At 41.4% G+C, this 26,267-nt stretch carries 25 protein-coding genes, 1 tRNA gene and 1 riboswitch; of the genes, 25 read left to right on the top strand and 1 reads right to left on the bottom strand.

The annotated features are described in order from the left end of the window. The first annotated feature begins 157 nt into the window (after positions 1-157). The 11 genes from trxA (at position 158) to AAEM60_RS16660 (ending at position 13,501) form a co-directional block, all read left to right on the top strand. Positions 158-472 carry a thioredoxin gene (trxA, locus tag AAEM60_RS16710; protein WP_148969866.1) on the top strand — a complete coding sequence of 105 codons (315 nt, stop codon included), beginning with the start codon at positions 158-160 and terminating at the stop codon, positions 470-472. Positions 473-947: 475 nt separating this feature from the next. Then, positions 948-2,135, top strand: coding sequence for a hypothetical protein (locus AAEM60_RS16705; protein ID WP_299738881.1), 1,188 nt, complete (start codon positions 948-950; stop codon positions 2,133-2,135). A 117-nt stretch (positions 2,136-2,252) separates the two neighbouring features. Continuing rightward, positions 2,253-3,206 (top strand): NAD-dependent epimerase/dehydratase family protein, encoded by a 954-nt coding sequence (locus AAEM60_RS16700; RefSeq protein WP_341356693.1) that lies wholly within the window; start codon positions 2,253-2,255, stop codon positions 3,204-3,206. Further along, complete coding sequence (locus tag AAEM60_RS16695) at positions 3,190-4,116, top strand: lysylphosphatidylglycerol synthase transmembrane domain-containing protein (protein ID WP_341356692.1); 927 nt, start codon at positions 3,190-3,192, stop codon at positions 4,114-4,116. The genes AAEM60_RS16700 and AAEM60_RS16695 overlap by 17 nt, the downstream gene beginning before the upstream one ends. Before the next feature lies 1 nt (position 4,117). Further along, entirely contained in the window at positions 4,118-5,581 is a 1,464-nt protein-coding gene (locus AAEM60_RS16690; protein ID WP_299738875.1) for an ectonucleotide pyrophosphatase/phosphodiesterase, read from the top strand. After that, a complete protein-coding gene (locus AAEM60_RS16685) occupies positions 5,574-6,332 on the top strand; it encodes a glycosyltransferase family 2 protein (RefSeq protein WP_299738873.1) in 759 nt (252 codons plus the stop codon). The genes AAEM60_RS16690 and AAEM60_RS16685 overlap by 8 nt, the downstream gene beginning before the upstream one ends. 59 nt (positions 6,333-6,391) lie before the next feature. After that, positions 6,392-7,141, top strand: a complete 750-nt coding sequence (locus AAEM60_RS16680) for a hypothetical protein (RefSeq protein WP_299738870.1) — start codon at positions 6,392-6,394, stop codon at positions 7,139-7,141. A gap of 27 nt (positions 7,142-7,168) precedes the next feature. Next, on the top strand, positions 7,169-8,152 hold the full coding sequence (locus AAEM60_RS16675; protein ID WP_299738868.1) for an FTR1 family protein: 984 nt from the start codon (positions 7,169-7,171) through the stop codon (positions 8,150-8,152). Positions 8,153-8,264: 112 nt separating this feature from the next. Beyond that, positions 8,265-9,743, top strand: coding sequence for a nucleoporin-interacting protein (locus AAEM60_RS16670; RefSeq protein ID WP_341356691.1), 1,479 nt, complete (start codon positions 8,265-8,267; stop codon positions 9,741-9,743). After that, positions 9,740-11,509, top strand: coding sequence for an excinuclease ABC subunit UvrC (gene uvrC / locus AAEM60_RS16665; protein WP_341356690.1), 1,770 nt, complete (start codon positions 9,740-9,742; stop codon positions 11,507-11,509). The genes AAEM60_RS16670 and uvrC overlap by 4 nt, the downstream gene beginning before the upstream one ends. Positions 11,510-11,880: 371 nt before the next feature. Further along, positions 11,881-12,059, top strand: a riboswitch (Lysine riboswitch). A gap of 203 nt (positions 12,060-12,262) precedes the next feature. Beyond that, a complete protein-coding gene (locus AAEM60_RS16660) occupies positions 12,263-13,501 on the top strand; it encodes an aspartate kinase (RefSeq protein ID WP_299738861.1) in 1,239 nt (412 codons plus the stop codon). Positions 13,502-13,595: 94 nt separating this feature from the next. On the opposite strand, the gene AAEM60_RS16655 is transcribed toward AAEM60_RS16660, so the two are convergent. Beyond that, positions 13,596-14,033, bottom strand: a complete 438-nt coding sequence (locus AAEM60_RS16655; RefSeq protein WP_341356689.1) for a YslB family protein — start codon at positions 14,031-14,033, stop codon at positions 13,596-13,598. Between the two features lie 353 nt (positions 14,034-14,386). Here AAEM60_RS16655 and AAEM60_RS16650 point away from each other — a divergent pair, with 353 nt between their 5' ends. The 14 genes from AAEM60_RS16650 (at position 14,387) to tig (ending at position 26,098) form a co-directional block, all read left to right on the top strand. Further along, complete coding sequence (locus AAEM60_RS16650) at positions 14,387-14,995, top strand: succinate dehydrogenase cytochrome b558 subunit (protein WP_044340478.1); 609 nt, start codon at positions 14,387-14,389, stop codon at positions 14,993-14,995. A gap of 71 nt (positions 14,996-15,066) precedes the next feature. Then, positions 15,067-16,830, top strand: coding sequence for a succinate dehydrogenase flavoprotein subunit (sdhA, locus tag AAEM60_RS16645; protein ID WP_299738855.1), 1,764 nt, complete (start codon positions 15,067-15,069; stop codon positions 16,828-16,830). Beyond that, positions 16,830-17,597 carry a succinate dehydrogenase iron-sulfur subunit gene (gene sdhB / locus AAEM60_RS16640; protein WP_299739653.1) on the top strand — a complete coding sequence of 256 codons (768 nt, stop codon included), beginning with the start codon at positions 16,830-16,832 and terminating at the stop codon, positions 17,595-17,597. The genes sdhA and sdhB overlap by 1 nt, the downstream gene beginning before the upstream one ends. A gap of 147 nt (positions 17,598-17,744) precedes the next feature. Continuing rightward, positions 17,745-18,227 (top strand): thioesterase family protein, encoded by a 483-nt coding sequence (locus AAEM60_RS16635; protein WP_299738853.1) that lies wholly within the window; start codon positions 17,745-17,747, stop codon positions 18,225-18,227. 133 nt (positions 18,228-18,360) lie between these two features. Beyond that, positions 18,361-18,585: a response regulator transcription factor gene (locus AAEM60_RS16630; protein WP_032087424.1), complete on the top strand. Its 225-nt coding sequence runs from the start codon at positions 18,361-18,363 to the stop codon at positions 18,583-18,585. 282 nt (positions 18,586-18,867) lie between these two features. Further along, entirely contained in the window at positions 18,868-19,323 is a 456-nt protein-coding gene (locus AAEM60_RS16625) for a MarR family transcriptional regulator (RefSeq protein ID WP_299738843.1), read from the top strand. Positions 19,324-19,332: 9 nt separating this feature from the next. After that, a complete protein-coding gene (gene racE, locus AAEM60_RS16620) occupies positions 19,333-20,133 on the top strand; it encodes a glutamate racemase (protein WP_341356688.1) in 801 nt (266 codons plus the stop codon). Positions 20,134-20,238: 105 nt separating this feature from the next. Continuing rightward, positions 20,239-21,315 (top strand): GerMN domain-containing protein, encoded by a 1,077-nt coding sequence (locus tag AAEM60_RS16615; RefSeq protein ID WP_341356687.1) that lies wholly within the window; start codon positions 20,239-20,241, stop codon positions 21,313-21,315. A 120-nt stretch (positions 21,316-21,435) separates the two neighbouring features. Then, positions 21,436-22,173 (top strand): ribonuclease PH, encoded by a 738-nt coding sequence (rph, locus tag AAEM60_RS16610; RefSeq protein ID WP_299738837.1) that lies wholly within the window; start codon positions 21,436-21,438, stop codon positions 22,171-22,173. A gap of 16 nt (positions 22,174-22,189) precedes the next feature. Further along, a complete protein-coding gene (locus tag AAEM60_RS16605) occupies positions 22,190-22,786 on the top strand; it encodes an XTP/dITP diphosphatase (protein ID WP_299738835.1) in 597 nt (198 codons plus the stop codon). 12 nt (positions 22,787-22,798) lie between these two features. Beyond that, positions 22,799-23,308, top strand: coding sequence for a metallophosphoesterase (locus AAEM60_RS16600; RefSeq protein WP_299738833.1), 510 nt, complete (start codon positions 22,799-22,801; stop codon positions 23,306-23,308). Positions 23,309-23,462: 154 nt separating this feature from the next. Then, a tRNA-Arg gene (locus tag AAEM60_RS16595) sits at positions 23,463-23,539 on the top strand. Between the two features lie 107 nt (positions 23,540-23,646). Continuing rightward, positions 23,647-24,651: a tetratricopeptide repeat protein gene (locus AAEM60_RS16590; RefSeq protein ID WP_299738831.1), complete on the top strand. Its 1,005-nt coding sequence runs from the start codon at positions 23,647-23,649 to the stop codon at positions 24,649-24,651. 160 nt (positions 24,652-24,811) lie between these two features. Continuing rightward, entirely contained in the window at positions 24,812-26,098 is a 1,287-nt protein-coding gene (gene tig / locus AAEM60_RS16585; RefSeq protein ID WP_299738829.1) for a trigger factor, read from the top strand. The last annotated feature ends 169 nt before the right edge of the window (positions 26,099-26,267 follow it).

The following is a 26,267-nucleotide window of genomic DNA, read 5'->3' as shown; positions in this document are numbered from 1 at the left end:
TATGTAGTGAAAATAAGGATGCAGCCGGACGGCTGCTCCTTATTTTTCTTCCCTGTATATTCCGTTATTTGAAGGGAATATTACCTACGAGCAGATAAATAGCATCCCCAAAAAAACGGTGATATACTAACGTTACATTCAAAGGAGGCGCATATAAATGGCAATTACACATGCTACTGATCAATCATTCTCAACTGAAACAAATTCCGGACTGGTATTAGCGGATTTCTGGGCACCTTGGTGTGGACCTTGTAAAATGATCGCTCCAGTACTGGAAGAGTTAGATGGAGAAATGGGCGACAAAGTGAAAATCGTCAAAGTTGACGTTGATGAAAATCAGGAAACAGCAGGTAAATACGGGGTAATGAGTATCCCGACTTTAGTTGTCCTAAAAGACGGCGAAGTTGTAGACAAAGTAATCGGTTTCCAACCTAAGGAAGCACTTGCTGAACTATTAAACAAACACGTATAAGAAATTTCAAAACACCGGGGCTGTCATGACAGCCCCGGTGTTTTTTTGTTATGGGTGTTGTAGTTTGGTTCATACGTATAAGGGTATTGTGGTGCCTGTGTTCACAATTTGGCACAACTAATCTAGAAACTGGCACAACAAACGCCGAAACTGGCACAACAAACATCAAAAGTGGCACAACAAATGCCGAAACTTGCACAACCACAACGCTTCACACACTAACCCGATTAAAAATACCCCTAGCTAACCTCAATATCAGTCTTAAAAGCGATTCCTAATCAATAATATGCACGTCCAGAATGTACAAAATCACCAATTCATTAGATGCTTGTCGCCTCAGATCGAGCACTGTCGCTTTTGTTTGAACAAAATTTTCAAAAAACGTTGACTATGAGAATCATTCTCGATATAATTTTAAATGGAAATGAAAATCATTATCATTTATTTATTCAATTCATTCTGGGGGTACATACATATGAAAAAGAGAGACTTATCCAAAATTTTTGCAGCATTTCTTCTAACAGGTTCTGTATTAGCGGGTTGCGGTAGCGCATCTGAAGAACCGAAAGAAGCAGATCAATCGTCTGAAGAGAAGAAAGAAGAACCAAAAGAAGAAGCAAAAGACGAAATGACACTTAATGCAGAATCACAAGTTAAAGCGTATTCAGATATGAAAGCTGAATTAGAGAAGATGAAAGAAGACAAGGAAGTAAATTGGGACACTGTCAATGACATTTATACTTCTGAACTGCAAGCATCGGTAAATGAAGTGAATGGTGAATTTTCTCAAGGGATTGAAGCGGCTATTTCCGGTGGTCAATCAGGTGAGCTTGAGAAAAACGTTGCACGTCAAATCATAGATAAATTAACACAATCGTATTTCTATCAAGTTCAAAAAGGATTACAAGGTCAAGCGGGGGAAGATCTGGAGGCTGATAAAGCGGATGATGCCAAAGCAAAGTTTGCTGAGGTCAAGTACTTAGCAGAAAATGTATTCATCCCTACAGCTGAAAAGCGTGATAGCTTATATGAGTTATCAGGTGAATCCAGCATGGTAGAAACCATTAACAACGGTCTATCTCTACAGGAAGAGGCATTGGCTGATTCAAATGCGGAAGATTTCGCTGTTTATAAGCAAGTGACAGATAAATCGATCTATCAAAGCTATTACCTTGCTTCAAATTCGTATGCTGAAAAAATCAGCAAAGCGGTTGAGGAAGGAAATTCGGAAGAGTTAGCGATTATGCAAGCAGAAGGATATGGTTTCCTCCAGGCTATTAAAGGATCTTTAGCTGGTGGAGATGAGGCGGCTGCGAATGAATTGGATTCCATCTTCTCATTAGAAAATGATCCATCCACGATTGATGCTGAAAAAGTAAATTCACTTTATACTAAAGCAATCAAAGGTAAAGCAGCAGGATATCATGAAGAAGCTGCAGAAGTTGTAGAGTCTGGTGATGTTGCGACAGCAAAAGTAGAGGCAATGGAAGGCAATATGTTTGTTAAAATGCTAGAGGTGAACGTGAAGAATCAACTTGGAGAAGAGAAGTCACAAGAGCTGTTTGATCTTTCTCAAAAATGGTTTGAAGCGATTTCTTCTGAAAAAGCAGATGAAGCGAAACAGTACAGTGAAGCTATTCTTAACATCCTGAATCAATTATAATCTAGTATATAGAGGCTGGCCCGTTAAATGGGGTCAGTCTCTATTTGTAAGTAATTTTTATTCTCCAGTGGGAATTGTGCTAAACTAAACCTATTGTCTAAAAGTCAAGAGAGTGTGATGAAAGTGAAAATAGTGATTACAGGTGGTGCAGGATTTATCGGGATGCACCTTACCAAAAGACTCATGAGTAAGGATTATCAGGTTTCAATCATTGATTGTTTCCATGCTTATTATTCAACCGATCGAAAGAAACAGCATTTGAAAGAGATACAATTCCCTACAGGGGATTTATACGAGGTTGATTTAACAGATCGTGATAAGACCAAAGCAATCATCCATAAATTAAAGCCCGACGCGGTTATTCATTTAGCCGCATTGCCGGGAGTGGCCTATTCATTGGAAGAGCCACTGAAATATGTTGATTATGATATTAAAGCAACGATTAATACAATAGAGGCTTGTGGAGAAGCGGGAGTCAAGCGCTTTTTGTTCGCTTCATCCTCCTCTGTTTATGGAGATGAACCGGGAAGGGCGTTAAAGGAAGAGGATGCAGATGGGAGGACTATTTCTCCATATGCAGCTTCTAAATGGAGTGCAGAAAGCTTCTGCCATATGTATGCACATATGTACGATATGCATGTGAACATTCTTCGTTTCTTTACGGTGTATGGCCCATGGGGAAGACCGGATATGGCGATCCCTAAATTCATATCGAAACTTCTAAAGAACGAGTTCATCTCCATTTTTGGCAGTGATAGTGGACGGGACTATACGTATATCGACGATATCATCCACGGGATTGAATTAACCTTACAAAAGGGAAAAAGAGGAGAAACCTATAATCTGGGAAGTGGTCGGGTAGTGAAAATGACTAGATTGTTAGAGATTCTTCGTACCCATTTTCCTGAAATGAACGTGGACTACGACACGTACCGTATGGGGGATGTTCTTTCTACTCATTCAGATATTTCCAAGGCTCAATCGCACTTGGGATATTTTCCAACCACCACCATTGAAGACGGAATAGGGAATACCATTCTGTGGGCAAAGCAAAATGAGAAGCATTTATAAATCTTTTACGTACATAATCGGAATCGGGATCCTTTGCTACTTTATATGGTTCATTGCAACAGGTTGGGACCATCTGCAGTTTAAACGACTTTTATCTCAACTGATTCTTCATCCCGTCTTGGCGATGTCGGGGATGTTCATTTATGGTTCATCTTTTTATTTAAAAGGCATAGCCACGAAAAAACTATTAGGTGATAGCATCAAGCTTTCCAGTGCCATGTATGGGCTTTGGTACAGCTTGGCACTTAATCATCTACTGCCAGTCAAAGGCGGCGATGTGATTCGTTCGTATATTTTATATGAAAGAGAAGGATTGTCTAAATCAGCTTCGGCACAATCTGTTATTATAGTAAGGTTGATGGATATTCTCTCACTTTGTCTACTGGTGTCATTGGGGATATCGTTTGTAGCATTAGAAAATCCATTATCACCAGATGTCATTTTAGCTGTCGGAGGAATCACCCTGGCGATAGGGGTGGTCTCTTATTACAAACGTCAATTCCTCCATCATCAATGGAATGTCATGCTCTCCCTCATAAAGGGGAGGGGATTTTTCTATGCATTTTTCCTTGTTTTTATTAGTTGGATATTGGAAGCGGCCCTTCTGCTGTCTGTTTGCATCGCAACGAATACAGGAATCTCCACTTTTCAAGGGATATGGGTGAATAGTCTGACCATACTCGGGCAGGTTTTTCAAATTACTCCCGGTGGGCTTGCGAACTATGAAACGATCATGGCTTTTGGTCTCAGCCAATTCTCAATACCGATGGAAACAGGAATGGCAATCGCGGTTTTGACACATGGAATAAAATTCGCTTTCTCATATTCTGTTGGACTATATGCACTATTGAAACATCCTATTTCACCAACTCTTATAAAAAATTTAAGAAAAAGAAAAGGAGGGGCATGAAGTGAAAAGCGCCTCTAAGTTTGAAAAGGTAGCAGCACGCTGCTGGAATTTATTAAATGAAGGAAAGCCCTTCACACCCATTTTTACGGTAGGTACGATGCTTCTCTTTCATCTTGGTGATTTTGCATCGCTATCATTTTGGCTGAACTTCACGATTAGTTTAGCGATCACCCTGCCACTTTTTATATTATTTTTTGTTTATGACTTCCCCTTGTTTTTAAGAAACTATCTGTGGATACCGATTGTGGCTTATTTAATCATTGGATGGGAATGGAATCTCGCGTTATCCCTGTTAGGAATCGGTCTTTACTTTTTCTTCACGATTTTATTCTGGGGAACATTATATTACCACCTCCGCATCGGAACATCGTGGCTCAACTTCACAAGGTTCTGGAAGCTCGTATTGAAGAACAGTGACTCTACAAGTGGTAATGCTCAGGAGCAGCTTCCTAAATTTCTATTATTACTGGCTTACTGGCAGTACACGTACTCACTCCTCGATACAAGCCAGCAGCTGCCAATCGTTCAGTTCTTAAGCTTCTTTGGAGGTCTTCTGGTTTTCACATTCATTCTTCACCGTTATTTATTCGACTGGAAGCCCAAGATGTATGAAGAATATGCTAAAGATGCAGAAGATTGGAAAGAAGATCGGGCAGATCGTGTCGTGGTCATCGTAGTGGACGGAATGAGGAAGGAACGTTTTCAAGAAGCGGAAACCCCGTTTTTGGATTCCCTCAAGGCAGAAGGAACAGAATTCTCCAACATGGAGACGGTCTATCCTGCCCGCACGGTTGTCTGCTTTTCATCCATGTTCACCGGGACGTATCCATACGAACACGGGATCACCTCGAATATGGTTTGGAAGCTGGGGATTAAAGTCGAAAGCATTTTTGACTCTTTACGTAAAGTAGGGAAGAAGGGAAGGCTATTAGGGGTTGCCCATCTGGTCGATTCCATGGGGTCTGACGTTGATACGTTCACAGCCGTCATGCATAACGATAAAGCCGATCCAACAATCATGAAAAAAGCGAAACATATCATGAAAGAGCAAGATCCGGATTTATTCATCGTACAAATGATCGGGACCGATCAAACCGGTCACAGTCGCGGGGTTTTATACGACGAGTATTTACAAAAAATAAATGAAGCAGACCGATTGATTGAAGACTTTGTCCAATGGATGAAAGAGGAAGGCAAGATGGATAACACAACATTATTTATCTGTGCCGATCATGGACAGGCTGATGGAATCGGAGGACACGGACATCTTGATGAAGGAGAACGATTCGTGCCATTTATCATGCATGGACCTAATATCCATAAGGGACGCAAGGTGGAATCAAAGCATAGCCTTGTTTCCATGGCCAGCACCATCGCTCATATTCTGGGAGCACCATTCCCCAGCCATGCACGTGGACCTGTTTTAGAAGAAGCATTTAGAAGAAAGGAAGAACATCGTGAATAAACAGAAGGTTGTTGTTTTTTTGCCTGCTTATAACGAAGAAGAAACCATCGGGGATGTCATCCGTGACATTCCCAGGGAGTTTCATCCTGATGTTCAGGTGGAAGTACTTGTCGTGAATGATGGGTCGACCGATGACACCGTTAAGGTTGCAGAAGAAGCAGGAGCAGACTATATCGTACATATGGAACGTAATTCAGGCTTAGGTGCGGCAGTAAGAAGAGGGTTAAAGGAATCACTGCTAAAAGGGGCGGATATCGGTGTCATGATTGATGCGGATGGAGAATACCCTGCATCTCAAATACCTGAGCTGTTAGAGCCGATCTTTACAAATCAGTCAGATTATACAATGGGATCCCGCTTTAAGGGGACCATCGACGGGATGAGAATCCATCGACGCCTCGGCAATTATTGTTTTACCTTACTACAATGTGTGTTGCTGAGAACCTGGATCTATGATGGTCAGTCAGGGATGAGGGCGTTCTCTAAACAAGTAATGGAACATGCAGAAATCATTCATGACTATAATTATGCTCAAGTGGTGACTCTAAATATCATGCGTAAAGGTTTCAGAATGACGGAGGTGCCGATTGAATATAGAGTTAGGACGAAGGGACAGTCCTTCATCAAGTTCAAAGCCTATATGTTTAATGTGCTTCCGGCTATCGTAAAAGAAATGAAACGGCCTGTTGAAAAAGTGGATATAGATTATAATGTTCACAAAATTTCTGCAACATCCATTGAAGGCCTTTAAAATCGTATTGACAAGTATAATGATAATCATTATCATTGAAAATACAGGAGGATTTCCGTATGAAAAAAAGCCTTTTTTTTAGTCTTTCACTGATATTTATTCTCAATTACATATTTATCCCGTCGCAGGCATCTGCTTATTCTTATGGGGATCCAGGAGAAGAGAAAATCGCTGAAGCGTATAAAGAGCTGGAAAACAGCTTAGCAAATGATGACTGGGATACCGCGAAGAAAATATATGATTCGTATGAAAAGGATTTTGAGCTGTATTTTTCAAAGGTGCAGCCCGACATAAACAAAGCGTTCGAGGAAAAAGACAAGGATCTTTTATTAGAAAGTTGGAGAGCGGCATTGATGCTGAATATCGAAAGAAGACTGCATTTTGCCCAAGAGCAGTTTGATGACTATGGCCAGGCAAAGCTTCTCCTTGCAAAGGCAAGAGGTACCTTTAATGTTTTAGAACCTTTTATGGTGGAAGAAAAGGGCCAGGAAGATGCAGATAAAATCTATGCTTCATTTGATTCTGCGTTAAATTCTTTGGGCAATCCGGGATTGTTTGGAATCGGAAGCAAGGATAATGATCCCGAGGCTTTCGATAAAGAAGTGGAATCAATCATCGATAGCTTGAGACCGTTATTTCCGATTCCTTCTGAAAAAGCGGATGAAAGTCATTTAAACGAGGAGAATCTTGGGTTTTTAGATGGGATTGGTGAAGGAGGAAGTTCCAGCTTCTGGCTTTACTTCTCAATTGCTCTGATTTTGATTCTCATTGTTCTGATTACGATCAATAAGCGTAAAAATAAACAGTAGCACCGAGGTAACAAAGGGGGAAATAAATTGGATTTCCAAGCATTTTTGATCACACTGAGAGAGTCTTTAGAAGCGATTCTTATTGTAGGGCTGATTCTTTCTTATCTTACAAGATTGAAAGCAGACAAATATAAGAAATGGGTATACGTGGGAGTATTGCTTGCTCTTGTATCCAGCTTTTTAGTCGCTTTACTGTTCCAAGTCGTCTTGACAGGTTTTGCAAGCTTTGGAGCGGAAGTATATTTAAAGGTCGGAATCATGTTTGCCTCTGTACTTCTGCTGACTCATATGGTTGGCTGGATGAGGAAACAGTCTAAAGGAATTAACACGGAAATGGAGAAGAAAATCAATGCGGCCCTGACGGCAGGAAGTGTATCCGCCATGATTATTCACTCTTATCTCATTGTTCTTCGTGAAGGTGTCGAAACCGTGTTTTTCTTCGCTGCCATCAGTGGAGGAGACGTAACGAAAGTATTCACAAGTTACGGAGCGCTTAGTGGATTATTACTTGCCATGGTTCTCGGTTATGCGTTCTTCTCAGGTGCAATGAAATTCAAATTGAAAACGTTCTTTAATGTGACAGGTTTGCTGATTATGTTCATCGCAGCCGGCTTACTTGTTCAAGGAGTAGGAATTCTGCAGGATCTTGGGATAATGGGGTCAGTATATACAACAGCAGAAGGAAAACCAGCGGAAGTATATAATCTTGTGGAGATTATGCCTGAACACTTTCAAGATGAGCTTCACTATGAGAGAGACACAGGTAATGAGGTTCTGATCAGTGGTCAAGTCGGTCTGTTCATGGCGGCAATGTTCGGCTATAGCCACAACCCGACGATCGAACAGGTGCTTGCCTATTGGTTCTACTTCGGATTCGTATTCTTATGGATTTACCTGATCCGAACGGATAAACTCATTAACCCATTTAAACGGAAGTCCGTGCCTGCAGGGATCGAACAACAGAAAAAGACAATCAAAAAATCGGATAATGTGAATTCAATAAATGCTTAAATCCCCCTGAACCAACTCATGATTGGAAACCATTCTTAGAAAGCCTTACAATAGGCTAAGAAGGTTTTCAAACTGAGTTGGTTTTTATTTGGAGAGAAACAGGAGAAAATCAATGACCGATAAACATTTGAACAAATGGTTGATTAGTATACTGGTTGTTTTCAGCCTGTACTTTATATACAGACTTATATTGCTTCCGCCCTATGCTTCAAGCTGGGACGAAGTCGATTATGCTCTCGGAGTCATCGAATTTGATTTATTGAAGATGCAGCCTCATTTTCCAGGGTATCCTTTTTTTATTTTCGGGGGAATGATGGTTCACATCTTTATCGATGACCCGGTTCTATCGCTTCAGCTTTTTAATACGATATTGATGGTTAGCTCGATTTTTCCTGTTTATTGGCTATTCGGCCATTACCTTGGGAGAAAAAAGGCCATCATTGCGACGCTTTTCCTATTTTCCCTTTCATATCCGAGCACGATGACCGTTCAAGCAATGAGCGAAGGTGCCGCTATCGCAGTGTTATGGTGGTACTTATGGAGCCTGCACAGGGCTGTCATACTGAAGACGAAGGATGCGGCTGTTCTTCCCATTCTCTTATTCGCCATCTTGATGGGAATCCGGTTATCCTATATCGGTTTTGGTGTGGGGATCCTATACTATTGGTTTGTGTTTTTGAAGGAGAGCGGAAATAGTGCAGAAAAAGTGAAAGCCATCGCTTTTCATCTGATTCTCCTCCTACTCTCTCAAGGGGTATGGCTATCGGCTTTGGCAGCCAATGCAGGAAGTCTCCATACCCTGTTGCAGATTGCCTTTGGGTTTACAGACGGACACTTTACTGAATGGGGAGGAACGGTAGAGCCCGATACAGGATTTTTTGATAGATTAGGGAAATATATATTTATCAATATAGGTTGGAACGGATTATTTACTCAATCACTTTCCATCGTGGTCATCACGTTGCTCCTCTTTCTAGTTACGGGTAAAAATGGAGGAAGGTGGACGAAACCTGGTACAGGCGTTACATTACTCCTGATTGCATTCAGCTCCTATTTTTTCTGGGGCCTATTTGCTCAAAATATTGATAAGCCGAGACATATTCTACCTCTGGCCTTATTACTCGGATTTTTCTTATTAACTGGATGGATGAAAAAACTTAGTACCTTGAAGATGATCATCCTGAGCCTGTGGTTTATTTTGCATATAGGAACAAGTGTGAGTGTGTTGTCAGGCTACCACTCTTCACCACCAGCAGTATATAAAACTGCGTCATTCTTCGAGGAGAAAAATGATGAAATTCCCCTGATAGTGTACACATGGGAAGAAACAAGGGTATACTCGTATCTTGATGTACCGTACTCACATAAGCGCGTGTTAACGTATGCTCAATTTCTTCAAGACATTGAGCATACACAAAAAGAGATCTATCTGACCGATGCAGTGGTTAATGGATTTAAACAACAGGGTATTGAAAACCTTGATCGAAAAATAGAAAAAGTCCAATCATTTCATTCACAGGAGTTATTCGATCCTGTTTATTCAACCATCACAGTCTATAAATGGGTGGACAAGAAGGGAGAGAGACAATGAACCCAACCATAACCAATAAATTAGCTCTATTACCAGATCAGCCCGGATGTTATTTAATGAAGGACAGGCAAGGCACGATTATTTACGTGGGAAAAGCAAAAGTATTGAAGAATCGTGTTCGGTCCTATTTTACGGGTTCTCATGATGCAAAGACTCAACGCTTAGTAGGAGAAATAGAGGACTTTGAATACATCATGACCTCATCTGATCTGGAAGCCCTTGTACTCGAGATGAATCTAATCAAAAAATATGATCCTAAGTACAATGTCATGTTAAAGGATGATAAAAGCTATCCTTTTATTAAATTAACGAACGAAAGGCACCCAAGGCTCATCACTACCCGTAAAGTTCAAAGGGGGAAAGGGCGGTACTTTGGTCCGTATCCAAACGTAGGAGCCGCTAATGAAACGAAAAAGCTGCTGGATCGTTTGTATCCGTTACGGAAATGTTCCACCCTTCCCGATCGGGCGTGTTTGTACTATCACATGGGCCAATGTCTTGCTCCTTGTATTAAAGAAGTGAGCAAAGATACGTACCGTGAAATGACTGACGAAATATCCCGATTCTTAAATGGAGGCTACAAGGACATTAAGAATCAACTAACGGTGAAAATGAATGAAGCATCTGAAAATCTGGAATTTGAAAGAGCGAAGGAATTCCGTGATCAAATACTCCACATTGAAGCGACGATGGAAAAGCAGAAAATGACCATGACTGATTTCACCGATCGCGATGTATTTGGCTATTCGGTCGATAAAGGCTGGATGTGTGTACAAGTATTCTTCGTACGACAAGGTAAGCTTATTGAACGGGATGTGTCACTGTTCCCTCTATACAATGAACCCGAGGATGAATTTCTTACTTTCTTAGGACAGTTTTATTCAAAATCCATTCACTTTAAGCCAAAGGAAATATTTTTGCCTGAAGTGATTGATGAGGAACTGGCTGCTAAGCTGTTAGACGTGAAAATCACCCAGCCAAAGCGGGGGAAGAAGAGAGAGCTGGTGAAGCTTGCTGAGAAAAATGCGAAGCAGGCCCTTGAAGAAAAGTTCGCCCTAATCGAAAGAGATGAGGAAAGAACGATTAAGGCAATTGAACGTCTTGGTGAACATATGGGCATATATACTCCCTTCCGGATCGAAGCATTTGATAACTCGAATATTCAAGGTTCCGATCCCGTGTCTGCCATGATTGTGTTTCTTGACGGGAAACCCGCAAAGAAAGAGTATCGAAAGTACAAAATCAAAACCGTCAAGGGTCCCGATGATTATGATTCCATGCGGGAGGTTGTTCGCAGAAGGTATACGAGAGTCTTGAAGGATGGTCTCCCTTTACCGGATCTCATCATTATCGATGGCGGGAAAGGGCAGATTGAAGCGGCGAGGGATGTCATTGAGAATGAATTAGGTTTGGATATTCCTCTTGGCGGCCTTGCGAAAGACGATAAGCATCAGACGTCAGAACTGCTGTATGGGAATCCTTTGGAAATTGTTCCTCTTGAAAAGCGAAGTCAGGAATTTTATTTGCTGCAACGGATTCAGGATGAAGTTCACCGATTTGCCATCACGTTCCACCGCCAGCTCAGAGGGAAAAGCGCCTTCCAGTCCACCCTGGATGAGATTGACGGCATCGGACCGAAGCGTAAGAAGCAGCTTCTTAAACATTTTGGTTCCATGAAGAAAATGAAAGAAGCGACGGTGGAGGAGTTTATTGAGATAGGGATTCCGGAAGCTGTTGCGAAGGTTTTGAATGAGAAGTTGAAGTAAAGGATATTAGAATCTAAGTGTTGTTGATTATGGTCTTAGTTTACGTGCAATTAGTTGTCAAATTCAGTATGTCTTCCCACTTATCCCATAAAGTCTTTGTTGCATTAGAAGCACAGAGTGGATTGTAGCGGAAGGCACTTTACTCCTGCGGGAAATAGAGGAAAGGTCGAGACTCCGCAGGGCAAAGCCCGAGGAGGCTCGACTTCCTCCCCGCGGAAAGCGAGCACCTGCAGCGGAAATCAACCACCGCATGCTCATTCAATACAGCTCACGAAAGAATAATAAAATGAAATATTGTTTCAATTAGACATTGAATCAATATTTCCCCTGTGCTATAATTAACAAAAATTTATAACATTATCACTTTTTAAAGTGGTGATAGAGGTGCGAGCTTCAAGAGTACAGGCAAAGAGGAGTATGAGCTCCGTTGAGATGCCTGAAAAGGGGAGATTCGCCGAAGTGGTTTCAGTCTCATGCTGATTCCGCTGGTTCTACGTTTAAGAAATGTAGGATTGTCAAGATGATTCAATCTTGGAGAGCTATCTCACAATGCCGATGAACCTATTTTGTTTGTTCTGCTGTATGTTCATAAAGCAATGAGATATTATTCTCATTGCTTTTTTTATTATCCAGCACAGGAACTTTTCTTGGAAAAGAACCTGTTCTATGAACGTGTAGGATGATTGTGATTGTACTCTTCACCATCAAAAAATGAGTCGTGAATTTTCACTCAATGAGAAAGAGGGAGAAGCTGTGAGTATTATTGTTCAAAAATTCGGTGGGACTTCAGTAGGTTCTGTAGAAAGAATTCAAAATGTTGCGTCAAGAATTGCGGAAGAAAAAGAAAGAGGTAATGATGTAGTGGTGGTGGTATCTGCCATGGGGAAAACGACGGATACCCTCGTTGGATTGGCAAGGGAAATTACATCACAACCGAGTAAAAGAGAGATGGATATGCTGCTCTCAACCGGGGAACAGGTGACCATTTCACTCCTTACGATGGCTCTGATCCAAGCAGGACATGATGCCATCTCCTTTACAGGCTGGCAGGCCGGGATTGAAACGGAATCCGTTCATAGCAATGCGAGGATTACCAATATTCATACTGAAAAGATGATGGACCACCTCCAATCCGGGAGAGTTGTGATTGTAGCCGGATTCCAGGGCATGACAGAAACGGGTGAAATCACAACACTCGGCCGCGGTGGATCGGATACAACTGCTGTAGCAATTGCAGCTGCCCTGAAAGCAGAGCGTTGTGACATTTATACAGACGTAGACGGGGTATATACGACAGACCCGCGTTATATTAAAGGGGCAAGAAAGTTACCGTCCATTTCCTATGATGAAATGCTGGAACTGGCTAATTTAGGGGCTGGAGTCCTGCATCCACGGGCAGTGGAATTTGCCAAGAATTATCAAATTCCGTTAGAGGTCAGGTCAAGTATCGAAAAAGTTGAAGGAACGTATATTGAGGAGGAAGCAAGCATGGAACAAAACTTAATTGTGAGAGGCGTAGCCTTTGAAGCTGAAATTACACGTGTCACTGTATTTGGACTGGGTAACGCATTAACTGGACTATCTTCAGTGTTTACCACTTTAGCCAAAAATCATCTGAATGTAGACATTATCATTCAAAGCCAGACCGATCAGAATACGACCAATTTATCATTTTCGATTAAAGAACAGGATTTGGAGGAGACCCTCGCTGTTCTGGAACGAAACAAAGAGCAATTAGGCTTCACCCATGTTGAACATGAAAGTGAGCTTTCCAAAGTATCCATCGTGGGCTCCGGTATGATCTCAAATCCAGGTGTTGCAGCGGAAATGTTCGAAGTATTAGCTCAAAATGACATCGTGGTGAAAATGGTCAGCACCTCTGAAATCAAAGTATCTGCAGTGGTAGACGAGAAAAATATGCAAAAAGCGGCAGGCGTCCTACATACTGCATTTAACCTGGACGCGGTGAAGATGGAAGAAATCACGCTATAATACTAAAGCAGCATAGAACGGGACAAGTGAAAAAGGGTTGCCCCATCAAGTGGGGCAACCCTTTATTAAAGAATTAAAAGTATGTTGTTCAGGACTATTCTACTTTATCTTTTTCGTCCCATCTTACAATCACTTTAACTGAATGACTCCGTTTATGTAGTTCGTCAGCAGCTTCTGCCACACATTTTTTTTGTAACTGTATTTGTTCGGCAAGAAAGCCCGTTTCCAGTTTAAATGTGACATCCGACTTTAAGGAAAGGCGTCGTTCTATCACCGGTCCGCTTATTTCAAAGGTCATCTCATTCTTTTTTTGTTCCAGCAGTGCAAGAGTTCCCCAGCCGGCTTCATCGAAAAACGATACCAGTTCTTCTGATGACTGAAGGGGGAATTTCCGAGAGAGCTGTTTTCCACCCCAGTATAAAATATCGGGTGTATGCTTTCCTAAAATTTCTGGAATCAACATGTCACGTAAAATTTCATATCCGAAGATTGGAACGGACGGTTGATGTACTTCTTCTTTTTTCTGTTCCAAGTAAATCCCCTCTTTCTATAAAACTATTATATACATGAAAAGGGGAATTATCATCCCATACTTCGAAAAAATAACCATGGGATATTTTGGTGGTATAACTTTTATTTGATATTTATTTGAATTTTCGAACATTTAACAAGGCAATACCTCATCTTTTTTGTTATCAATATATTAAAAATATTTTTGCGATATTGTCGAATTTATGTATACGTTTTCTTGACGCTTCCACTCCTTGGGAGTAAAATGAACATGTCACATAATTGTTACAATATAAAATATGTATCGTCGTCTAGTCATTCTTAGAAAATGCATTAGAAAACGAATTCATATTTTATCATTAAGGGGGGTAAATCATGGCTGGAAATCGAGAATTTAATTATCGCAGGCTTCATTCATTGCTAGGTGTTATTCCAGTTGGATTATTTTTAACACAACATTTAGTCGTGAACCATTTTGCCACTGGTGGGGAAGAATCATTTAACCAAGCGGCACACTTTATGGAAAGTCTTCCTTTCCGTTATTTCCTTGAAATTTTTATCATCTTCCTTCCATTGTATTTCCATGCAATCTACGGAATTTACATTGCATTCACTTCTAAGAACAATGCAAGTAAGTTTGGCTATTTCCGTAACTGGATGTTTTTACTTCAACGTGTTTCCGGAGTAATCACATTTATTTTCGTTACATGGCATGTGTGGGAAACGAGAGTTGCGGCAGCATTCGGAGCTGAAGTGAACTTTCAAATGATGGAAAACATCTTATCAAATCCATTCATGCTAGGGTTTTATGTACTGGGTGTTCTTTCAACGATTTTCCACTTTGCGAATGGTCTTTGGTCATTCTGCGTAAGCTGGGGAATTACCGTTTCACCTCGTTCTCAATTAATTGCTACATATGTTACGATCGGAATTTTTGTAGCGTTATCGGTGGTCGGTATGCGCGCAATTTTCGCCTTCGTATAAGAAGAAATAGATACAAGTCTAATAGATTCAGTAAATGCTCTGAAGTATGGTAGGAAAAGGAGTGAGTCACGATGAGTAAAGGGAAAATCATCGTTGTCGGTGGTGGTTTAGCCGGCCTGATGGCCACAATTAAAGCAGCAGAAAAAGGAACGCAAGTAGATTTATTCTCACTGGTACCCGTTAAGCGTTCTCACTCTGTATGTGCACAAGGTGGTATTAACGGAGCCGTTAATACTAAGGGAGAAGGAGACTCTCCTTGGGAACATTTTGATGATACAGTGTATGGTGGGGATTTCTTAGCGAATCAACCGCCGGTTAAAGCAATGACTGAAGCGGCACCAGGAATTATTCATTTACTCGATCGTATGGGAGTAATGTTTAATCGTACACCGGAAGGGTTACTGGATTTCCGTCGTTTCGGTGGAACACAGCACCATAGAACCGCTTTCGCCGGTGCAACGACTGGTCAGCAATTATTATATGCTCTGGACGAGCAGGTTCGTCGTCATGAAGTAGCAGGACTAGTGGATAAATTCGAAGGCTGGGAATTCCTTGGCGTCGTGGTAGATGACGAAGGAGTGGCAAGGGGAATCGTTGCCCAAAACCTTCAGACAATGGAAATTAAATCGTTCGCAGCGGACGCCGTGATTATGGCAACAGGGGGACCTGGAATTATCTTCGGTAAATCTACAAACTCTGTCATCAACACCGGTTCGGCAGCATCAATCGTGTATCAACAAGGTGTTTACTATGCAAACGGTGAGTTCATTCAAATCCACCCGACGGCCATCCCTGGGGATGATAAGCTTCGCCTGATGAGTGAATCTGCCCGTGGTGAAGGTGGACGGGTTTGGACATATAAAGATGGTAAGCCATGGTACTTCCTCGAAGAGAAGTATCCTGCATATGGAAACCTTGTTCCACGTGATATCGCAACACGTGAAATCTTCGATGTGTGCGTAAATCAAAAGCTCGGTATCAACGGTGAAAACATGGTTTACCTTGATCTATCCCACAAAGATTCAAAAGAGCTTGATATTAAGCTTGGTGGAATCATCGAAATTTATGAGAAGTTCATGGGTGATGATCCGCGTAAAGTGCCAATGAAAATCTTCCCTGCGGTACACTATTCTATGGGTGGACTTTGGGTGGACTATGATCAAATGACAAATATCCCTGGATTATTCGCTGCTGGTGAGTGTGATTATTCTCAGCACGGGGGTAACCGCTTAGGAGCAAACTCATTACTATCCGCTATTTATGGTGGTATGGTTGCAGGACCTAATGCCATTAAATATATCGAAGGTTTAGAAAAAACGGCTGAGTCGGTACCTTCTTCTTTATTCGATCGTTATGTGAAACAGGAAGAAGAAAAATGGAACAACATCATGTCCATGAATGGTACTGAGAATGCTTACGTCATTCATAAAGAGCTTGGTGAGTGGATGACGGATAACGTAACCGTTGTACGTCATAACGATAAACTTAAACAAACCGATGAAAAGATCCAGGAATTGATGGAACGTTACCAAAATATCAATATCAATGATACGGCTAAATGGAGTAACCAAGGGGCAATATTCACCCGTCAATTGTGGAACATGCTTCAGCTTGCCCGTGTTATTACAATCGGTGCATTGAATCGTAACGAGAGCCGTGGGGCTCACTACAAACCTGACTTCCCTGAACGTAATGATGAAGAATTCCTGAAAACGACGATGGCAAAATACAATGCTGCGACGAATTCTCCGGAATTCCATTACGAAGAAGTAGATACTTCACTGATTGCACCACGTAAGCGTGACTATTCTAAGAAAAAAGGGGGAAATAAATGATGAGTGAAAACAAAAGAGTCCGTTTTATTATTACTCGTCAAGAAAGCCCGGAAACAGCCCCTTTCCAAGAAGAGTTCGAGCTTGATTATCGTCCGAATATGAACGTCATTTCTGCATTGATGGAAATTCGTCGTAATCCGGTCAATGCAAAAGGGGAACAAACTACTCCGATTAACTGGGATATGAACTGTCTGGAAGAAGTATGTGGAGCTTGTTCAATGGTGATCAACGGGAAACCGAGACAGTCTTGTACAGCTTTAGTTGATCAATTGGAACAACCGATCCGTCTTGAGCCTATGCGCACTTTCCCTGTCGTTCGTGACCTGCAGGTTGACCGCAGCCGCATGTTTGACAGCTTGAAGAAAGTAAAAGCATGGATCCCGATTGATGGAACATACGATCTTGGTCCCGGACCGCGTATGCCTGAGAAGAAACGTCAATGGGCGTATGAATTATCGAAATGTATGACATGTGGTGTATGCTTGGAAGCATGTCCAAACGTAAACAGTAAATCGGACTTCATCGGTCCTGCTCCATTATCACAGGTTCGCTTGTTCAATGCCCATCCAACAGGGGCTATGAACCAGGATGAGCGTCTTGAATCGATCATGGGCGATGGTGGCCTTGCAAACTGTGGGAACTCTCAAAACTGTGTTCAATCTTGTCCGAAGGGTATTCCTTTAACAACTTCGATCGCTGCACTGAACAGAGAGACGACGTTCCAAATGTTTAAAAACTTCTTCGGAAGCGACCATATGGTTGACTAATCTTAAACATCTAAAAGCACTTTCCTTCGGGAGAGTGTTTTTTTTGTCCTTTATAGGTTTCTTATTTTTCAGAAAAAGCTTATAATAAATAATGAATGGTGATTCATTTTCTTGTTCTATATTCATTTCCCAAAAGGAGGAGCCAATTTGAACCATTTTACATACATTGAAGATATAGAAACATGGCAAAAAGAGTTTTCATTTTCAATCCATATAAAGGTTCGGTTTTCCGAAACTGATATGTTTGGACATATGAACAATACGATTCCATTCACTTATTTCGAAGAAGCTAGAATCGAGTTTTTTAAACACAAAGGGTTTATGCAAAATTGGGTAAAACCTGATCATGAGACGATTCCTGTCGTCGCAGATTTACAATGTGATTTTGTTAAACAAGTATTCTTCGACGAACAGCTGAAGGTATGTGTGAAGGCAAATAGTGTGGGTAATTCCTCTGTAGATTTACACTATATGGGTCTGAATGAAAAAGAAGAGGTTTGCTTTACAGGTAGAGGAACCATGGTCCAAATATCGAAACAGACTGGAAAAGGTGTCCCCTGGACGGAAGAAATGAAGGCAAAGCTTGACTGCAAAAGGCGGTTTCTTAGCCCTTCGGAGTGTGTGAAATAATCCGTTGCCTATTTTTCATTTAACTTCCTCCTCTATGTCACTCTAAACCCTCCCTTCACATATGATATTCTGACGACCGACAATACCCATCCCCGCGGTTTAAAGCTGGCGAAGGCAAGGAGGGTTACCATAATTGAAGGACAATGATTTTACACACAAACCGTTGCTCACCAAAAGAGAAAAAGAAGTATTCGAACTGTTGGTTCAAGACAAAACAACTAAAGAAATTGCTAGTGATCTATTTATTAGCGAGAAAACAGTTCGAAATCATATTTCCAACGCCATGCAAAAGCTTGGAGTGAAGGGGCGATCTCAAGCTGTTGTAGAGCTTCTTCGCATGGGGGAACTCAAGCTTTAAATGTAAGGGACTGATTCTAATGGCAAACAATTAACGGGTCTTCCGCGGATACCTTTTAATGTTTGAATGAGAGTCAGTCTCTTTTAGTTCAGGTCCATTCGTGAACTTGTCTTGAATTTTCAGCCGAAAAAGGCGAAAATGCTAATAAGGGGAGTCTAGGCTGAATGAAAGGTCACTTAGGTCCCATAATATAATAGAAGCTAAAACAGGAAGGTCTACATGACCGATTCCCGTTTTCAATAAGGAATTATGTCCAGTTTCTGATTTAAAAGGAGAGTAATCATGACGAATTCTAAAGAAATCATTGGAGATTTACAAGTTGTTGCAGATATTGAGAAAGACCTGCGATACATATCCTCCATCATCAAGCAAAAGGGAAGAGAAATCTTAAGTCAGTACACCATCACCCCGCCGCAGTTCATAGCGCTGCAGTGGTTATTTGAATATGGAGATATGACCATTGGTGATCTTTCGAATAAAATGTATCTTGCATGCAGTACCACGACGGATCTAGTTGATAGAATGGAGAAGAATCAGTTAGTGGAACGCGTGAAGGATGAAAATGATCGTCGAGTCGTTCGGATTCATATGTTAAAAGAGGGCGAAAGAATTATTGAAGAGGTTATCAATAAAAGGCAAAATTATTTACAGAGTGTCTTAACGGATTTCTCTGAACAAGAAGTGCTATTATTAAAAGATAATTTAGCGAAACTTCATCAAGAAATGAAACAAGAATGAGGGAATAATGTGATTCAACCAATTGGCATCATTGATTCAGGGGTAGGGGGGCTAACCGTCGCTAAAGAAGTGATGCGGCAGTTACCTAAAGAAACCATCTATTATCTCGGTGACACAGCCCGTTGTCCCTACGGACCCAGAACAGCTCAAGAAGTGAAAATATTCACATGGGAAATGACCCAATATCTCATGCAATTTGATATGAAAATGTTGATTATTGCATGCAATACGGCCACTGCGGTTGTGTTGGATGAAATTCAAACCCATTTGGACATCCCGGTAATAGGCGTCATCCATCCTGGAGCGAGAGCGGCTATCAAGCACACTCATAATAAGAGAATCGGAGTATTAGGAACAGTGGGGACAATTAATAGCGGCGCTTATGTAGAAGCTCTTCACTCCCTGCACGGCAGCTTGGATGTCACGTCACTCGCCTGTCCGAAATTTGTCCCCTTAGTAGAAAGTGGGGAATACAATAGCTCCATGGCGGCAGACATAGTAGAAGAGACTCTTCACCCTATCAAAGATTCGAATATTGATACGTTGATATTAGGGTGCACCCACTATCCGCTCTTACAGCCTAAGATTAAAGCCTATATGGGTCCGGAGATCAGTGTGATAAGCTCCGGGGATGAAACGGCACGGGAAGTGAGTACGATTCTTGATTATTACAATCTCCTATACAAAGGAGTCCAGCACCCACAGCATCGCTTTTTCACTACAGGGTCATCGGCCATCTTTTCAAGCATTGCCTCCGATTGGCTGTCAGTCGGGGAAGTGAAAGCAGAAACCATTCGATTACAAGAGTAGGATCTTGTGATCGGATGGTTTTTTTATTTTCAAAAAGTTTCGGTCTATTTTATAGAACAGGCTCGTATATATGTTAGTACAAACTGTCTTTTAGGAGGTTTCCCAATGGCGAAAAAAGCGAAGGTGTCAATTGCTGTAACGGTTTTAGCTTCTTCTGTATATCTTTCAGGTTGTGGATTACTCAGTTTCGGTGATGATAAAGAAAAGATCGATCCTCCTCAAGATCTATCCTACTTAAAAGAAGGGGAGAAAGTGGATACGGCTAAAGGAGAAGACGGGGAGAAAGAAGTGAGCAAGGAAGAAGCAAAGGCTGAAACGGTCATGACAGAACTTTATTTAATCGATAAAAATGGATATGTTGTATCACAATCACTCCCACTTCCAGGTGAAGAAAGTGTAGCTAAGCAAGCTCTTGAGTATCTGGTCAAAAATGGACCGGTTGAAAATGTGCTGCCGAATGGGTTTAGAGCCGTACTTCCGGCAGATACGCAAGTGACGGTCGATATTAAAGACGGAACGGCCATTGCCGATTTCTCTCCGGAGTTCAATAACTACCAGCCTGAAGATGAGCAGAGAATTCTTCAGTCGGTCACGTGGACGCTTACTCAATTTGATTCTGTTGAAAAAGTAGAGCTTCGGGTGAACGGTTATCCACTGACTGAAATGCCTGTTAACGGAACACCGATCGATGAAAAAGGATTAACGAGAAAAGTAGGAATCAACGTGGATACTTCTGGTGTTGTGGATCCTACCAGTACAAAACCACTGACGGTTTATTATGTGTCCCAAAGTGACGATAAAACGTATTACGTACCTGTTACCAAGCGCGTGAGCTCAAATTCAGTGGATGAAGTCACGGCAGTTGTGAATGAATTAATAGACGGACCAGGATATTCATCTTCACTTGCAAGTGATTTTACAGGTGCAAAACTATTAGATGATCCGAAACTTGAAGATGGAACCGTTACATTGAATTTTAACGAAGCAGTTTATGGAAGCCTTGAAGAAAAAATGGTTTCTGAACATATGCTGAATTCTCTGGTTCTCTCTTTAACAGAGCAAAAAGGAATTAAAGGAGTCTCTGTACTAGTGAATGGGGAAGCAACGGTAGTGTCTAAAGACGGCGAAACCATCACAGAACCAGTGACAAGACCAGAAAATGTGAATGTAATTAGTTTTTAAATAACAATTTTTTGATATACTATGATAGAAGCACCCGAAAAGAGGTTGGCAGAATGCCGCCTCTTCTATTTTTGATTAGACCATTTTTACATAACGCACGAAAATACAGGAGGTAATGATATGAGAACAGATGGTAGAGAAAAGAATCAATTGCGTAATATTGAGATCGAGACGGATTATGTTAAGCATCCGGAAGGCTCAGTCTTAATAACGGTTGGAGAGACGAAGGTCATTTGTAATGCCAGTATCGAAGAACGTGTGCCTCCTTTTATGAGAAATAGTGGAAAAGGGTGGATCACGGCTGAATATTCCATGCTGCCAAGAGCAACTGAAACAAGAAACATCCGTGAATCTTCTAAAGGGAAGGTTTCAGGAAGAACAATGGAAATTCAACGTCTTATTGGAAGGGCATTAAGATCTGTAGTCGATTTGGATGCATTGGGAGAACGGACAATCTGGATTGATTGTGATGTCATTCAAGCAGACGGCGGGACAAGAACGGCTTCGATCACGGGAGCTTTCGTTGCCACGGCAATCGCAGTGGCTAAGCTTCAAGACAGTAAAAAAATCTCTTCCTTTCCGCTGAAAAGTTTCTTAGCAGCCACAAGTGTGGGGATTGTTGAAGTGCATGGAGCGGTTCTTGACTTGAATTATATTGAAGATAGCAGCGCATTAGTGGATATGAACATCATCATGACGGGTGAAGGCGAATTTGTAGAGCTGCAGGGAACAGGGGAAGAAGCAACCTTTACGATGGATCAATTGCATCAACTGTTAAAACTCGGACAAGAAGGAATCCACGAGCTATTCCAAATTCAGCAGCAATCATTAGGAGAAATAGTAAAAAGATTTCAATAAAGGGATGAGATTGTAGATGACAAAACGAGTGATCATAGCCACTAAAAACAGGGGAAAAGCAAAAGAATTTCAACATATGTTTGCTCCATACGGATATGAGGTACAAACATTACTAGACCTTCCTCATATTGAGGATGTTGAAGAAACCGGTGAAACGTTTGAGGAAAATGCCATTCTGAAAGCTGAAACGGTTGCGGAAATATTAGGTGAACTGGTGATCGCAGATGATTCCGGTTTGGCCATCGATGCCTTGGAAGGCCGTCCGGGAGTGTATTCTGCCCGCTATGCCGGTGAAGAAAAGAGTGATGAGGCGAACATGGAGAAGGTATTAAGCGAACTGGAATCTGTTGAAGAATCCGACCGTACCGCACGTTTTCACTGTGTTTTAGCGATTGCCGGACCGAATAGGGAAACCAGAACCGTTACGGGAACATGCGAAGGCACGATTTTACAAGAAAAAAGAGGAACGAATGGGTTTGGGTACGATCCGATTTTCTACGTTCCTACTCTTGGAAAATCCATGGCTGAACTAACACAAGAAGAGAAAAGTCAAATCAGCCATCGTGGAAATGCATTGAAAAAACTTAAGAACATAATCTCAGACTTTATTTAAAGGGTGAGCTGAATGAAACTATTGGTTGTAAGTGATAGCCACGGTTCAAAAGAAGAGCTATTGGAGCTATCGGAGAAATATCATTCTACCGTAGATGCCATGGTACACTGCGGAGATTCTGAATTAAGTGCAGATGACCCGGCATTATCTCCCTACCTTGTAGTGAGGGGGAACTGTGATATGGATGCCAGGCTACCCGACGACCTTATTGAAAAGGTTGAGGGCAATTCAATCATGGTGACTCACGGTCATCTGTATGGAATTAAAATGTCACTAATGAAGCTTCGTTATAAAGCAGAAGAAGCAGGCGCCCATTTTGTTTTCTTTGGACACTCCCATACGTTAGGCGCAGAATTGAATAATGGCATTTTGTTTTTAAATCCGGGCAGCATTCTTTTACCGCGGGGAAGAATGGAGCGCACCTATGCCTTGGTAGAGGCTCAGGATCAAGAGATAAAGGTAACATTCCTGACTCATGATCATGTGGCATTGGACGAATTGACTCAAACATTTCAACTGTAAAATCATCGTGAGAACCTGCTACGGCAGGTTCTTTTCATATAGATATTTCATGAAAAAATGACAGCTGAAAATAAAATAAAACTTTTTTTGAAAATCTGTTGACTTATTGATGCTATGTGAATATAATAAATATTGTCCTTGAAAAACAAATCACGTCCCAGTAGCTCAGCAGGATAGAGCAACGGCCTTCTAAGCCGTCGGTCGGGAGTTCGAATCTCTCCTGGGACGCCATAAATCCTACATATACAAAGCTTGCCTGCATTGGGTAAGCTTTTTTTGTTATCTAAAAGATATCGTGCTAAACTAATACAAACTAACAGTATAGGTAGGTACGATTTATGACTAAGGGAAACCAAGAAGGAAAAGGAAAGATTGTCCAGTTCCCGGGATTGAAGGATCGGCTGTTGGAAAAGGGCGTGCAGGCACTGGAAAAAGGAGAGGTTCATGAATCCTCCCAGTTGCTCACCCAAGCCCATGAATTAGAACCTGATAATCCCGATATTAATACGGCACTCGTGCTTTCTCTTTATGAAAGCAAGCAGTACGACAAAGCGAGATACATATGTAAAGAGATGCTTCTTGAAGGAATCGGCGACTATTTTGAAGTCGTTGATATGTATTTGATGATACTCATCCAGCTTCATCAGCACAGGGAAGTAGTGGATACGATCCACGCCCTGTTTGATGAAAAAGAAGTGCCTTTTGAAAAGGAAGAACATTTCAAAAAGCTTCTGCACTTTAGTGAGAAAGTATTGAATGGTAAAGCAGTGATTCCAGATGAAGAGACCCCTAAAGAAGATCAATCATCCATATTGAACGGGAAGAGTTTAGAGGAGCAAACCTTACTGGTAGCTCAACTGGTTCACCGTAACATAAAGCCCTTTATGGGAGAGCTGCAATCTGTCTTAAAGGATTCAGAATCCCATCCATTTCTGCAAACGATGATTTTAAATGTTTTTAGAGAGCATGGAGTGGATAAAGAAGTGGATATTACTAAGCTTGGAATGGAAGATAGGGTTTCACCAGCTGAATTGGAAGATGTGTTCGATTCTGATTTCTTCACCAAGGTCACAGATTCCCTGGATGATCTTTTGGCGCAGACGAATCCTACGCTATTTCAGCACGCGCATGAATTACTGAAACGGCATGCCTTTCTTCTCTATCCTTTTACATTTGAGGAGGAACCGAAAGAAATCGCTTCGGTGTATGCCTACTACACAGCGGGGATGTTTGCAGATGCGATCCTTGAAAAGGAGTTAAAAGACCAGGTTGAAAACACGCAATCTCAGGGGATTCTTTCAAGACTTAGGGAACTAGAGGAAATTTCCTCTCCTAATATTTAAATGCTGTCTGTTGAAAGACAGTGGCTGTATGTTATAATGTAATGGTTGTAATGTAAAAGTTTTTCATATATTTACGATGATAGTGCTAGATTCATACAGGACTATCTACTACTATGCGTAAAAAATTCAAGATCAATTATAGATTGTTGGAGGGAACAGTATGTCTGCAAAATGGGAAAAGCAAGAAGGAAACCAAGGAGTTCTTACAATTGAAGTAGAAGCTGCTAAAGTAAACGAAGGTTTAGACGCAGCGTTCAAAAAAGTTGTAAAACAGGTGAACGTACCAGGATTCCGTAAAGGGAAAATGCCTCGCGGTATGTTCGAAAAACGCTTTGGAGTAGAATCACTTTATCAAGATGCATTAGATTTCATCTTACCTGAAGCATATGCGAAAGCAATCGAAGAAACTGGAATCGATCCAATCGACCGTCCGGAAATCGATGTTGAGCAAATGGAAAAAGGCAAAGATCTAATCTTCACTGCTAAAGTACAAGTGAAACCAGAAGTGAAACTTGGCGAATACAAAGGTCTTGAAGTAGAGAAAATGGAAACAGAAGTAACAGCAGAAGATGTAGAAGCTGAACTTACTTCACTTCAAGAAAAGCAAGCTGAGCTTGCTGTTAAAGAAGAAGGAAAAGCTGAAGAAGGCGACACAGTAACAATGGATTTCGAAGGATTCGTTGACGGTGAAGCATTCGAAGGCGGTCAAGCTGAGAATTATTCACTTGAATTAGGTTCTGGTCAGTTCATCCCAGGTTTCGAAGAGCAATTAGTTGGTGTAACGGCTGGAGAAGAGAAAGAAGTAGAAGTTTCTTTCCCAGAAGAGTATCATGCAGCTGAACTTGCTGGAAAACCTGCTACATTCAAAGTGAAAGTTCACGAAATCAAAGCGAAAGAACTTCCTGCATTAGACGATGAGTTCGCTAAAGACGCAGACGAAGAAGTTGAAACACTTGCTGAACTTAAAGAAAAAATCGAAAAACGTCTTCAAGAGTCCAAAAAGAACGAAGCTGAAACAGCTGTTCGTGAAACTCTTGTAAATAAGGCTTCTGAAAATGCTGAAGTAGAAATCCCAGAAGTAATGGTTACAGCTGAAGTAGACCGCATGATGCAAGAATTCGGTCAACGTCTACAAATGCAAGGTATGAACCTTGACCTATACTTCCAATTCTCTGGTCAAACAGAAGAAGATCTTCGCGGTCAAATGAAAGAAGATGCTGGTAAACGCGTTCGCACAAACCTTACACTGGAAGCAATCGCGGCAGCTGAAAACCTTGAAGTAACTGAAGAAGAAGCAGAAGAAGAAGTAAACAAAATGGCTGAACAATACAACATGTCTGCTGACAACATCAAACAAGCTCTAGGCGGCCTTGACACACTTAAAGCTGACCTGAAAGTACGTAAAGCAGTAGAATTCCTTGTTGAAAACAGCAAAACTGTAGCATAATAAAAATAGCTAACAAGGCGCGATTTCTTCGTGCCTTGTTTTGTACAATGAAATGAAGATCCTGCTAGATTTTGACTCATTCGTGTGAAACGAATGTTTCACACGCTTTTCAGCTTTGCTGAAAAGTAGCCACCATCCTCAAAAGCGATAGAGCAAACGAGTTTGCTCT

The sequence above is a fragment of the Rossellomorea sp. y25 genome (assembly GCF_038049935.1).
GTDB lineage: Bacteria > Bacillota > Bacilli > Bacillales > Bacillaceae_B > Rossellomorea.
The sequence above is the reverse complement of the archived record's forward strand: the minus strand, read 5'-3'. Positions and strand labels throughout refer to the sequence as shown.